The sequence below is a fragment of the Ralstonia sp. RRA genome, assembly GCF_037023145.1.
In the GTDB taxonomy this organism is placed as follows: domain Bacteria; phylum Pseudomonadota; class Gammaproteobacteria; order Burkholderiales; family Burkholderiaceae; genus Ralstonia.
Window position 1 is genome coordinate 1,934,440 of record NZ_CP146091.1, and the last position, 12,056, is coordinate 1,946,495.

A 12,056-nucleotide genomic window follows, 5' to 3' on the forward strand; every position below is an offset into this window, starting at 1 on the left:
TCCTTACACCAGACCCGCGAACGGCAGGAAGCTCACAACGTCGCCCTGCGCGATCGGTTGGTTCGGCGGGTTGTCGATCAGGCCATCCCCCCACACGGTAGAGGTCAACACGCCGGAGCTTTGATTCGGGAACAGGTCCAGCCCGCCATTGGCGTTGATGCGCGCGCGCAGGAACTCATTGCGGCGGTCGCCCTTGGCCAACGTAAAGTCGGCGCGCATCGGGATGCGCCTCGGCGCCACATCGGCCACGCCCTGCAGGCGCAGGATGAACGGCCGCACGAACAGCAGAAACGTCACGAAACTCGATACCGGGTTGCCCGGCAAACCAATGAAGAAGGCGGTCGGGCCGCCCACCATGCCTTCGGGGCGACGCACCTCGCCAAAGGCCAGCGGCTTGCCGGGCTTGATGGCGATCTGCCACATGTTCAGGCGCCCTTCGGCTTCCACGGCGGGCTTGATGTGGTCTTCCTCGCCCACCGAGACGCCGCCGGAGGTGATGATCAGGTCGTGCCCCTCGGCGGCTTCACGCAGCGTGTCGCGCGTGGCCTGCAGCGTGTCAGGCACGATGCCGAAATCGGTGATCTCGCAGCCGAGGTTTTCGAGCAGCGCGCGCAACGTGAAGCGGTTGGAGTTGTAGATGGCGCCGGGCTTGAGCGGCTCGCCGGGCATGGCGAGTTCGTCACCGGTGAAGAACACGGCCACACGCGGACGGCGCACCACCTGCAGATTGGCGCAGCCGACGGATGCGGCCAGCCCCAGTTGCTGCGGACCCAGGCGCGCGCCGCGCGGCAGGATCTCGGCGCCGTCGGCGATGTCCTCGCCGGCACGGCGGATCCATTCGCCCGATTCCGGCACGTGGTCAATGACGACGGTGCCTGTGTCCGGATCGGCCTTGCATTGCTCCTGCATGACGACCGCATCAGCGCCCGGCGGAATCATTGCGCCGGTGAAGATGCGCGCAGCCTCGCCCGCATTCAGCGGCTGGCCGACGTGGCCGGCGGGAATGCGCTGCGCCACCTTCAGGCGCGTGCCCGGCGCGGTGATATCGGCCGCGCGCACGGCGTAGCCGTCCATCGACGTATTGTCGGCCGGCGGTACGTTCAAGCTGCTGTGCACGGCTTGCGCGAGGATGCGACCGTTGGCATGCAGCGTCAGCACGGTTTCGGTGTCGTGCAGCGGGCGCACGGCGGCGAGCAGTTGCGACAGCGCCGCTTCGAGCGTCAGCAGAGACGGTTTGACGGCGGGAGCATCGTTGGCGGACATGCGGGAATGGGAAAACGAAATCGGAAAAGAGATTTCGATTGTATCGGTTCCAGGCCAATGCCATGCATCAGCCCAGCCGTATCAAGCGAATGCGTCAGCCAGCGCCGCCCGCAGCGCCGGCACGATGTGCGCGTCAAACCACGGGTTGTGTTTGAACCAGGCGAGATTGCGCGGGCTCGGGTGCGGCAGCGGAAACAACACGCGGCCCTCCCCGTCCGTCACAGGCCCATTGCGGACCACATCGGTGAGCGACCAGTCGCGCGGCACGTCGAGGTAGTAACGCTGCGCGTACGTGCCGACCAGTAGCGCGAGCTTTACCTCGGGCATCGCAGTCAGCAAAAGGCGATGCCATTTGGGGGCGCACTCGGGGCGCGGCGGCAGATCGCCGTTCGCGCCAGTGCCGGGAAAGCAGAACCCCATCGGCACCACGGCGATACGCTTGTCGGCGTAGAAATCGTCGTACGGGATTTGCAGCCACTGACGCAGGCGATCACCCGAGCGGTCATTCCAGGGAATGCCGGTCTCATGGACGATACGTCCAGGGGCTTGCCCGACGATCAGCACGCGGGCACGGCGGTCAGCCAAGACGACGGGGCGCGGCTCGTGCGCCAACGCGCCCTTGCACTCGCGGCAGGCACGGATGTCGTGCAGGCAACGCGTGAACGCTGCCTCGGCTACGTCATCCGGCACTGCTGCCATGGGTTTACAGGCCCGTGTGCTGGGCGATGTAGCCCTTGATGCGGTCGGCATCCGCAGGCATGACTTCGAAACGCTGCGGCAGCGATTCGATGTCGGCGTAACCGGCCGGGCGCTCCGGCTCGCGGTCCAGCGCTTCGCGGATGGTGTCGCCGAACTTGGCCGGCAATGCCGTTTCCAGCACCACCATCGGCACACCCGGCGTCAGGTTCTCGCGCGCCACCTTCACGCCATCGGCGGTGTGGGTGTCGATCATCGTGCCGTAGGTGGCGAACACGTCGCGGATCGTGTTGACGCGGTCTTCGTGCGAGCTGCGTCCCGAGAGAAAACCGAACTCGGCGATGCGGTCGAACTCCGGCTTGCCGGTCATCGAGAAACCACCCTTCTCGTCCACGTCGCGGAACAGTTGCGCGAGGCGCGCCGGATCGCGGTCGAGCAGGTCAAACACAAAGCGCTCGAAGTTCGAGGCCTTGCTAATGTCCATGCTCGGGCTGGACGTGTGGTACGTCTGCGCGGCCGAACGCACGCGGTACGTGCCGGTGCGGAAGAACTCGTCGAGCACGTCGTTTTCGTTGGTGGCCACCACCAGCTTGTCGATCGGCAAACCCATCATGCGCGCGATGTGCCCAGCGCAGACGTTGCCGAAGTTGCCCGACGGCACGCAGAACGACACCTTGTCGCCGATCTTCGGGGCGGCCAGCAGGTAGCCCTTGAAGTAGTAGACGACCTGGGCGACGACACGCGCCCAGTTGATCGAGTTGACCGTGCCGATCTTCTGGCGGGCCTTGTATTCGTGGTCGTTCGACACGGCCTTGACGATGTCCTGCGCATCATCGAACACGCCTTCGATGGCGATGTTGAAGATGTTCTTGTCTTGCAGGCTGAACATCTGCGCGGTCTGGAACGCGCTCATCTTGCGGTGCGGGCTCAGCATGAACACGCGCACGCCGCGCTTGCCGCGCATGGCGTATTCGGCCGCGCTGCCGGTGTCGCCGGAGGTGGCGCCCAGGATGTTCAGCTCGGCGTGTTCGCGGTCGAGTGCGTATTCGAACAGGTTGCCCAGCAGCTGCATCGCCATGTCCTTGAAGGCCAACGTCGGGCCATTGGACAGGCACAGCAGCGAGAGCGACGTGCCGCCCTCTTCGCCCAGCTTGTGCAGCGGCGTGATGTCGGCGGTGTTGTCGCCCTGGCGGGCGTTGCTGTAGACCTCAGCCGTGTAGGTACGGCGGGTCAGTGCGCGCAGGTCGTCTTCGGGAATGTCGGTAGCGAACTTGCGCAGGATCTCGAACGCGAGATCGGCATACGGCAGGTCGCGCCAGCGCGTCAGCTCGTCTGTGGTGACTTGCGGGTACTGCTCAGGCAGGTACAGGCCGCCGTCCGGCGCCAGGCCGCCCAGCAGGATGCGGGAGAAGCTCTGCGGCTCGCTGTGGCCGCGGGTCGATCGGTATTGCATGCTCGTGTCCTGCGCTTAGTTCAGTTCTTCCATGCGAATGCGCTTGACCTTCGACAGCACGGTCGGCAGCGCTTCGATGGCGGCAATGGCACCGTTCACGTGTTTCTCGACGGCCGTGTGCGTCAGCATGATGATGTCGGTCTGCGGCTGGGGCTCGCCCTCGCGCGATTCCTTCTGCAGCATGGCGTCGATCGAAATGCCTGTCTTGGCCAGGATCTGCGTGATATCGGCCAGCACGCCCGTCTGGTCGGCCACGCGAATGCGCAGGTAGTAGCTCGAACGCACTTCGTCGATCGGCAGCACCGGCGTGTCGGACAGCGCGTCCGGCTGGAACGCCAAGTGCGGCACGCGGTGTTCCGGGTCAGCGGTGTGCAGGCGGGTCACGTCCACTAGGTCGGCAACGACAGCCGAGGCGGTCGGCTCAGCGCCGGCGCCTTTGCCGTAGTACAGCGTCGGGCCCACAGCGTCACCGTTGACGACCACGGCGTTCATCGCGCCTTCCACGTTGGCGATCAGGCGCTTGGCCGGCACCAGCGTCGGGTGTACACGCAGTTCGATGCCAGCATCGGTGCGACGCGTCAGGCCGAGCAGCTTGATGCGGTAGCCGAGTTCTTCCGCATAGCGGATGTCGACGGCTTCCAGCTTGGTGATGCCTTCCACGTACGCGCGCTCGAACTGCACCGGCACGCCAAAGGCGATCGCGCTCATGAGCGTGAGCTTGTGCGCGGCGTCAAAGCCCTCGATGTCGAACGTCGGATCGGCTTCGGCATAGCCCAGGCGCTGGGCTTCCTTCAACACGGTGTCGAAGTCCAGGCCCTTGTCGCGCATCTCCGACAGGATGAAGTTCGTGGTGCCGTTGATGATGCCGGCGATCCACTCGATGCGGTTGGCCGTCAGGCCCTCGCGCAGCGCCTTGATGATGGGGATGCCACCAGCCACCGCAGCCTCGAACGCCACCATCACGCCCTTGTCCTGGGCGGCTTTGAAGATCTCGTTGCCGTGCACGGCCAGCAGCGCCTTGTTGGCGGTGACGACGTGCTTGCCGTTGGCGATGGCGCGCAGCACCAGCTCGCGCGTCAGGTCATAGCCGCCGATCAGCTCCACCACGATATCGATCTCGGGCGAATCCACAATCGCAAACGGGTCGTTGACCACAGGCACGGTCGCACCGGCTTCCTGCACGATGGCGCGTGCCTTGTCGAGATTGCGCACAGCAATCATGGCGACTTCAATACCGCGCCCGGCGCGACGACGGATTTCTTCCTGGTTCCGTTGCAGAACCTTGAGGGTACCGCCACCGACGGTACCGAGCCCGAGCAGGCCGATCTTGATGGGATTCATGGGACGTATCGTAAAAACAGAAGGGCAAAAAACAGACAGGGCAGACACTTCGGTCTGCCCCGCTCACAACATGTCTGGCGGAAGACCGAGTCTATGCGGCCCGGATGCCAGTACCGTGACGCTGACGGTACCGCTCCAGGAAGCGCGAAATTCGGCCAATCGCTTCGCGAAGATCGTCTTCGTGCGGCAGGAAGACGATGCGGAAGTGGTCCGGCGAATGCCAGTTGAAGCCCGTGCCCTGCACCAGCAGCACACGCTCCTCTTCCAGCAGTTGGCGGATGAATTGCTGATCATCCTCAATCGGATACACAGCCGGATCGAGGCGCGGGAACATGTACAGCGCAGCCTTGGGCTTCACGCAGGTCACACCCGGAATAGCCGTGATCAACTCGTGCGCTAGGTCGCGCTGACGACGCATGCGGCCGCCCGGCGCCACCAGGTCCTTGATGCTCTGATAACCGCCCAGCGCAGTCTGGATCGCCCACTGGCCCGGCACGTTGGCGCACAGGCGCATCGACGACAGCATGTTCAGGCCTTCGATGTAGTCCTTGGCCGGGCGCTTGTCACCCGACACCACCATCCAACCGGCACGGTAGCCGCACGAGCGGTAGCTTTTCGACAGGCTGTTGAACGTGATCGTCAGCACATCTTCCGACAGCGAGCCGAGGGCCGTGTGCTTGTTGTCGTCGAACAGGACCTTGTCGTACACCTCGTCGGCGAAGATCACCAGGCCGTGCTCGCGCGCAATCGCAATGATGCCGCGCAGCAGATCATCGGAATACAACGCGCCGGTCGGGTTGTTCGGGTTGATGACGACGATGCCCTTGGTGTTGGGCGTAATCTTGGCGCGGATGTCGTCCAGATCCGGCATCCAGCCGTTGGACTCATCGCAGTAGTAATGCACTGGCGTGCCGCCCGAAAGGCTGGTCACCGCGGTCCACAGCGGGTAGTCGGGCGCCGGCAGGAGCAGCTCGTCGCCCTGATCGAGCAGCGCGTTGGTCGCCAGCGAAATCAGCTCCGATGCGCCATTGCCCAGATAGATGTCATCCAGCGTGACGTTCTTGATGCCCTGCTCTTGCGTGTAGTGCATCACCGCCTTGCGCGCCGCAAAGATGCCCTTGGAATCCGAATAACCGGCCGAATTCGGCAGGTTGCGGATCATATCCAACTGAATTTCTTCCGGGGCATCGAAGCCGAACGGGGCCAGGTTGCCGATGTTCAGCTTGATGATCTTGTGGCCGTCTTCTTCCATCTGCTTGGCCTTCTCGAGCACGGGGCCGCGAATGTCATAGCAGACGTTATTGAGCTTGGCGGATTTCTGGATCGTTTTCACGGGCGATGTCGAGCGGGCTTGGATTGCGGATGATTTTGTAATGCAGCAAGGCGGCGAGGATGGCGCCACTTGCGCGGCAAGCGCTGCGCTCTTCCTTGCCGGACGTCGCTTGTGGCGCGGCGGGCAAAGGAGAGAAAAAGATATAATTTAGCCCATTATGACAGACTTCGGCGGGCATTTTTGCAACGCAGCGAGATCGCCCCGGCAGTCTGAAACCTAGCGCCCTGCTGCTGTGTGCGCCGCAGCCATTGCGCCTGATGGGATTCCGCCTTGAAGCTCCATTCCTCTGATCCGACCACCGTTCTCAATACCGTTACCGCCTATGGCGACGGCTATATCGAAATCAACAAGGTGCGCTACGAGCATTCGGTGCTCGTCATGCCCGAAGGTGCTGTCATACCGTGGAATGTCGCGCGCTTTGAAGACCTCACGCCGGAGCACTTCGCCCGCCTGCTGGAACTGGGTGCGGAGGTGGTCGTATTCGGCACCGGTAACAAACTGCGCTTTCCGCACCCGCGCCTGACCGCGCCACTCACCGAGAAGCGCATCGGCGTGGAAGCAATGGACCTGCAGGCCGCTGGCCGCACCTACAACATCCTGATGCTGGAAGGCCGCAAAGCGGCGGCCGCATTGCTGATCGAACGCGCCTGACCGCATGCCGATCGACCGCTCTGCCAACGCGCCCGCCCTGCCCTGGCGCAATGCCTCCTTGTGGCTGCTGGCCGCTGCCTTTCTGGCCGTCTGGCTGGGTACGCTGGGCTACCGCCACCTGATCCCCACCGACGAAGGCCGCTACGCCGAGATCGCCCGCGAGATGTTCACCACGGGCGACTGGGTGACCATCCGCTACAACGCTCTGAAGTATTTCGAGAAGCCACCGCTGCAGATGTGGGGCACGGCGCTCGCCTACACGCTGTTCGGCATCGGCGACTGGCAGGCACGGCTGTTCACGGCGTTGTCGGGCATCGCCGGCCTCGTTTTCACGATGCTGGCAGCAGCGCGTTGGTGGGGTAGACGGACCGCCGTCATCACCGGGCTGGTCCTGGTGAGCGCGCCGATGTGGAACGTGGGCGCACATTTCAATTCGCTCGACATGGGCGTGGCCGGCTGCATGACGATGGCCCTGGCAGCGCTGCTGCTGGCACAGCATCCGGATGCCACGCGCAGCCAGCAACGCAACTGGATGTGGGTCTGCTGGGCGTCGATGGCGCTGGCCGTATTGAGCAAAGGCCTGATCGGCGTGGTGCTGCCGGGCTTCGTGCTGGTGGTCTATACGCTGGTGGCGCGTGACTGGGTATTGTGGAAACGACTGCACCTGGTGACTGGGCTGATCGTCTTCTTTGCGGTGGGTGCGCCGTGGTTCGTGCTGATTTCTGCGCGTAACCCGGAGTTTGCGTGGTTCTTCTTCGTGCACGAGCACTTCCAGCGCTTCACATCGACCGTGCACAACCGCAACGCGCCGCTCTGGTATTTCGTGCCGTTGCTGCTGGCGGGCTTCCTGCCGTGGCTTGCGCAACTGCCGGGCGCGGTGCGCCTCTCCTTCGCTCGCAGTGAAACGGCTGCCAATGGCTTCCGGCCAACGCTCATGCTCGGCCTGTGGGCCATTCTGATCTTCGCGTTTTTCAGCATTTCCGACTCCAAGCTGCCGGGCTATATCTTCCCGATCATCCCAGCGCTGGCGGTTCTGGCTGCGCTGGTGCTGGAGAACACCGGCGAGCGCGCTTGGCGCTGGCAGCTCAAGGCCTTCCTCGCGCTGGCCGTCGTCGGTCTGGCGGCGAGCGGCTATGTCGCAACGATGTCGTCGGACATGTACCCGAATGCCGTGTTTTCGCGTTTTGGGTTGTTCCTGGCGGTGGCCTTCGCTGCAGGAGCCGTTTTTACGTGGCTGGCACTGCGCTTTGCAGACAAGCGCTTCGAGAGTCTCGTCGCGTTCGCCTGTGCGTGGTTCCTGACGTTTACGACAGCCCTGCTCGGCCACGAGGCATTCGGGCGCTCGATGTCGGGTATCGATCTCGTGCCGGCCGTCAAGCCATGGCTGAAGCCTGGCGTCCCGTTCTATGCGGTAGAGCGGCTGGACCATACAATGCCGTTTTACCTCGGCACGCCGACCACGATGGTGCAGCAGCCCGACGAACTGGCCTTCGGCATCGAGCAGGAGCCCACCAAGTGGATTCCGACCACCGAGGCCTTCGTGGCCCGCTGGAAGGAAGGCGGCCAGGCCGTCGCCATGATGGGGCCGGGCACGTATGACCGCTTGTCAGCCCAGGGCGTACCGATGATTGTGATCGCCCGTGATGCCCGCCGCGTGATCGTGCGGCGCAACTAGGTGCCACCTGCATGCCACTGTTCAGCCCCGCCGAAAGGGGCGTGCAAGCGGAATTGTCGTAACATGCGCCCCGGCGGCAGAGTCGCGGGGAAACCGCCGCAGTTGGTAAAACATCAAAACAACATATGAATCTGGTCACTTTCGGGCTGATCCTGACAGGCGTCATGCTCAATGCCTGCGCCCAGTTGCTGCTCAAGGCGGGCGTCAACAACATCGGCCGCTTTGCGTTTTCGGCCGAAAACATCGTGCCGATCGGCATCAAGCTTGCAACGCAGTGGCCCATCATCGGCGGCCTAGCGTGCTACGTGATTTCCGTGGTGGTGTGGATCCTCGGCCTGTCGCGCGTGGATGTGACCATTGCGTATCCGATGCTCTCGCTGGGCTACGTGGTCAATGCCTTCCTGGCGTGGTATCTGTTTGGCGAAGTGCTGTCGATCCAGCGCCTGGTCGGCATCGCCATCATCCTCGTCGGTGTGCTCGTACTGGCCCGCTCATAAGCGGCTTGGCCTCCTCATCCTATTTCAGTCCGCATTTGCCACAATGACGCAAACCAACGCCACTGCTGAACAACCGTTCCTGCCCTTCGTGCGCCCGACCATTGACGAGGCGACCATCGCCGCCGTGGCCGATGTGCTGCGCTCGGGCTGGATCACCTCGGGCCCGAAGGTTGCCGCATTCGAGGCCGCGCTGTCGGAATACTTCGGCGGCCGGATCGTGCGGACCTTCGCCAACGGCACGGCCACGATGGAAGTCGCGCTGCGCATCGCAGGCATTGGCCCGGGCGATGAGGTCATCACCACGCCGATCTCGTGGGTAGCCACGTCCAACGTGGTGCTGACGGTCGGCGCCAAGCCGGTCTTCGTCGACATCGACCCGGTCACGCGCAACATCGATCTGGACAAGGTCGAGGCCGCCATTACGCCGCGCACGAAAGCGATCATCCCGGTCTACCTGTCCGGCCTGCCCGTCGACATGGACCGCCTGTACGACATCGCCCGCCGCCACAAGCTGCGCGTGGTGGAAGACGCCGCGCAGGCCATCGGCTCGCGCTGGGGCGACAAGCGCATCGGTGAGATCGGCGACCTGGTCAGCTTCAGCTTCCAGGCCAACAAGAACATCACCACCATCGAAGGTGGCGCGCTCGTGCTGAACACGCCCGAAGAAGCCGTGCTGGCCGAGAAGTACCGCCTGCAGGGCGTCGTGCGCACCGGCTTCGACGGCATGGAAGTCGATCTGGTCGGCGGCAAATTCAACCTGACGGATGTCAATGCGGCGATTGGCCTGGGCCAGTTCGCGCAGCTTGAAGCGGTGACGGCCCGCCGCGCCGCACTCGCGCGCCGCTACTTTGCCGCCATGCGCGCCGCCGACATCGAATCGTTCGGCGTCGAGCTGCCGGTGGAAGATTTCACGACCACCAACTGGCACATGTTCCAGATCGTGCTGCCGCTGGACCGTCTGAAGGTGGATCGCGCCGGATTCATGGCCGGCCTGAAGGCGCTGGGCATCGGCGCGGGCGTGCACTATCCGCCCATCCATCTGTTCAAGCTCTATCGCGAACTCGGTTGGAAGCCGGGTATGTTCCCGGTGGCAGAACGCATCGGCCGCGCTATCGTCACGCTGCCGATGTTCGCCGGCATGGAAGATTCTGACGTGGATCGCGTGGTCAGCGCGGTCCGCCAACTTTGCGCCCAGTACAAATAAGCCAATAATGAAGACACCCGCTCTCTCGGTCGTCATTCCTGTCTACAACGAAGAAGACGGGCTCGCCGCGCTGTTTGCGCGTCTGTATCCCGCACTCGATGCGCTCGGCATCTCGTACGAGGTCGTGTTCGTCAACGATGGCAGCCGCGACCGCTCCGCCGCCATGCTGGCCGAACAGTTCCGCGCACGCCCGGACAGCACCCGCGTCGTGCTGTTCAACGGCAACTACGGCCAGCACATGGCCATCCTGGCCGGCTTCGAGCACGCACGCGGTGAGCGCGTAGTTACGCTCGACGCCGACCTGCAGAACCCACCGGAAGAAATCGGCCGCCTGGTCGAAAAGCTCGACGAGGGCTACGACTACGTCGGCACCATCCGGCGCGTGCGCCAGGACAGCTGGTTCCGCCGCACCGCATCGCGCGCCATGAACTCGCTGCGCGAGCGCATCACGCACATCAAGATGACCGACCAGGGCTGCATGCTGCGCGCCTACAACCGGACCATCGTCGACACCATCAACCGCTGCCGCGAAGTCAACACCTTCATCCCGGCGCTGGCCTACACCTTCAGCAAGAACCCGACCGAAATCGAAGTCGATCACGAAGAACGCTTCGCGGGCGAGTCGAAGTACTCGCTGTACAAGCTGGTGCGCCTGAACTTCGATCTGGTGACGGGCTTCTCTGTGGTGCCGCTGCAGTGGTTCTCTGCGATCGGCATGCTGCTGTCGCTGGCCTCGGCCATCCTGTTCATCCTGCTGGTGGTGCGCCGCTTCGTGCTGGGCGCCGAAGTCCAGGGCGTGTTCACGCTGTTCGCCATCACGTTCTTCCTGATGGGTGTGCTCCTGTTCGGCATCGGCCTGTTGGGCGAGTACATCGGCCGTATCTACCAGCAGGTGCGCGAGCGTCCGCGCTATCTGGTGCAGGGTGTGCTGGAAGACACACCCCACCTGCACGAAGCCGGCCCGGCTGACTTGAAGAACAATTCGCAGCGAGGTGTCGCATGACACGCCGCGCTGTCGTCTTCGCCTATCACAACGTCGGCGTGCGCTGCCTGCGCGTGCTGGCTGCGCGTGGCATCCAGGTCGAACTCGTCGTCACGCACGAGGACAACGCTGCCGAGAACATCTGGTTTGGCAGCGTGCGCGCCACAGCACAGGAACTGGGACTCCCCTTCATCACGCCGGAAAACGCGAACGGTGAAGATCTGCACGCGCGCATTGCCGCGATCGAGCCGGATTTCATTTTTTCGTTCTACTACCGGCACATGATCCCGATGTCGCTGTTGAGCCTCGCCAAGTTTGGCGCGTTCAACATGCATGGGTCGCTCCTGCCGAAGTACCGTGGCCGGGTGCCCATCAACTGGGCCGTCCTGCACGGCGAGACCGAAACCGGCGCCACCCTGCACGAGATGGTCGAGAAGCCGGACGCCGGCTACATCGTCGACCAGACCATCGTGCCGATCTTGCCGGACGATACGTCACACGAAGTGTTCGAGAAGGCCACCGTGGCCGCCGAACAAACCTTGTGGCGCGCATTGCCCGCGATGATTGCAGGACAGATTCCGCAGCACCCGAACGTGCTCGCCAACGGCAGCTATTTCGGCGGCCGCAAGCCCGAAGACGGCCGCATCGACTGGTCAAAACCGGCCCAGCAGGTCTACAACCTGATTCGCGCCGTCGCGCCGCCCTATCCCGGCGCCTTTACCGACGCCAGCAGCGAACGCTACATCGTCGCGCGCGCCCGTCTGGCACATCAAACCTTCACGAATTTGCCCCCGGGCTTGCACGTCGTGGATAATGCGACGTTCGGCGTGTGCGGCGATGGGGGAGCCATCGCTATCCACGAGCTCTGGCGCGTCGATCCCAATGCTGCCGGCGGCACGTCCGTCGTGACCGCGCAGCAGCTCGCCAGCCAGCTTGCCATCTCCTGATCTTGAGTTTGCCT

At 63.8% G+C, this 12,056-nt stretch carries 12 protein-coding genes; 6 read left to right on the forward strand and 6 right to left on the reverse strand.

Annotated features, from left to right (window positions below; translation table 11 throughout):
• Nucleotides 1–3: 3 nt before the first annotated feature.
• From glp to V6657_RS09535, 6 genes are all read right to left on the reverse strand, one after another.
• Nucleotides 4–1,263: a gephyrin-like molybdotransferase Glp gene (gene glp / locus V6657_RS09510; RefSeq protein WP_048932220.1), complete on the reverse strand. Its 1,260-nt coding sequence runs from the start codon at nt 1,261–1,263 to the stop codon at nt 4–6.
• An 81-nt stretch (nt 1,264–1,344) separates the two neighbouring features.
• On the reverse strand, nt 1,345–1,962 hold the full coding sequence (locus V6657_RS09515) for a uracil-DNA glycosylase family protein (protein WP_048932219.1): 618 nt from the start codon (nt 1,960–1,962) through the stop codon (nt 1,345–1,347).
• A gap of 4 nt (nt 1,963–1,966) precedes the next feature.
• Nucleotides 1,967–3,412, reverse strand: a complete 1,446-nt coding sequence (thrC, locus tag V6657_RS09520) for a threonine synthase (RefSeq protein ID WP_048932218.1) — start codon at nt 3,410–3,412, stop codon at nt 1,967–1,969.
• 15 nt (nt 3,413–3,427) lie between these two features.
• On the reverse strand, nt 3,428–4,753 hold the full coding sequence (locus V6657_RS09525) for a homoserine dehydrogenase (RefSeq protein WP_048932217.1): 1,326 nt from the start codon (nt 4,751–4,753) through the stop codon (nt 3,428–3,430).
• A gap of 91 nt (nt 4,754–4,844) precedes the next feature.
• Nucleotides 4,845–6,086, reverse strand: a complete 1,242-nt coding sequence (locus V6657_RS09530) for a pyridoxal phosphate-dependent aminotransferase (protein WP_031329206.1) — start codon at nt 6,084–6,086, stop codon at nt 4,845–4,847.
• Nucleotides 6,052–6,264 (reverse strand): hypothetical protein, encoded by a 213-nt coding sequence (locus tag V6657_RS09535; protein WP_137884623.1) that lies wholly within the window; start codon nt 6,262–6,264, stop codon nt 6,052–6,054. Before V6657_RS09535 ends, V6657_RS09530 begins: the two co-directional genes overlap by 35 nt.
• 92 nt (nt 6,265–6,356) lie before the next feature.
• Between V6657_RS09535 and V6657_RS09540 the strand changes: the two genes are divergently transcribed.
• The 6 genes from V6657_RS09540 (at nt 6,357) to V6657_RS09565 (ending at nt 12,042) form a co-directional block, all read left to right on the forward strand.
• Nucleotides 6,357–6,737 carry an Mth938-like domain-containing protein gene (locus tag V6657_RS09540; protein ID WP_048932216.1) on the forward strand — a complete coding sequence of 127 codons (381 nt, stop codon included), beginning with the start codon at nt 6,357–6,359 and terminating at the stop codon, nt 6,735–6,737.
• A 4-nt stretch (nt 6,738–6,741) separates the two neighbouring features.
• On the forward strand, nt 6,742–8,412 hold the full coding sequence (locus tag V6657_RS09545) for a glycosyltransferase family 39 protein (protein ID WP_048932215.1): 1,671 nt from the start codon (nt 6,742–6,744) through the stop codon (nt 8,410–8,412).
• 125 nt (nt 8,413–8,537) lie between these two features.
• Complete coding sequence (locus V6657_RS09550) at nt 8,538–8,909, forward strand: SMR family transporter (RefSeq protein ID WP_048932214.1); 372 nt, start codon at nt 8,538–8,540, stop codon at nt 8,907–8,909.
• A gap of 43 nt (nt 8,910–8,952) precedes the next feature.
• Entirely contained in the window at nt 8,953–10,113 is a 1,161-nt protein-coding gene (locus V6657_RS09555) for a DegT/DnrJ/EryC1/StrS aminotransferase family protein (protein ID WP_048932213.1), read from the forward strand.
• Between the two features lie 7 nt (nt 10,114–10,120).
• Entirely contained in the window at nt 10,121–11,116 is a 996-nt protein-coding gene (locus V6657_RS09560) for a glycosyltransferase (protein WP_048932212.1), read from the forward strand.
• The gene (locus V6657_RS09565) at nt 11,113–12,042 is read left to right on the forward strand and encodes a formyltransferase (protein WP_048932211.1); all 930 of its coding nucleotides are present in this window, start codon (nt 11,113–11,115) and stop codon (nt 12,040–12,042) included. The genes V6657_RS09560 and V6657_RS09565 overlap by 4 nt, the downstream gene beginning before the upstream one ends.
• The last annotated feature ends 14 nt before the right edge of the window (nt 12,043–12,056 follow it).

Coding starts and splice junctions, on each gene's coding strand:
- glp (WP_048932220.1), bottom strand. CDS start 1,263: ATGTCCGCCAACGATGCTCCCGCCGTCAAACCGTCTCTGCTGACGCTC.
- V6657_RS09515 (WP_048932219.1), bottom strand. CDS start 1,962: ATGGCAGCAGTGCCGGATGACGTAGCCGAGGCAGCGTTCACGCGTTGC.
- thrC (WP_048932218.1), bottom strand. CDS start 3,412: ATGCAATACCGATCGACCCGCGGCCACAGCGAGCCGCAGAGCTTCTCC.
- V6657_RS09525 (WP_048932217.1), bottom strand. CDS start 4,753: ATGAATCCCATCAAGATCGGCCTGCTCGGGCTCGGTACCGTCGGTGGC.
- V6657_RS09535 (WP_137884623.1), bottom strand. CDS start 6,264: ATGCCCGCCGAAGTCTGTCATAATGGGCTAAATTATATCTTTTTCTCT.
- V6657_RS09545 (WP_048932215.1), top strand. CDS start 6,742: ATGCCGATCGACCGCTCTGCCAACGCGCCCGCCCTGCCCTGGCGCAAT.
- V6657_RS09550 (WP_048932214.1), top strand. CDS start 8,538: ATGAATCTGGTCACTTTCGGGCTGATCCTGACAGGCGTCATGCTCAAT.
- V6657_RS09555 (WP_048932213.1), top strand. CDS start 8,953: ATGACGCAAACCAACGCCACTGCTGAACAACCGTTCCTGCCCTTCGTG.
- V6657_RS09560 (WP_048932212.1), top strand. CDS start 10,121: ATGAAGACACCCGCTCTCTCGGTCGTCATTCCTGTCTACAACGAAGAA.
- V6657_RS09565 (WP_048932211.1), top strand. CDS start 11,113: ATGACACGCCGCGCTGTCGTCTTCGCCTATCACAACGTCGGCGTGCGC.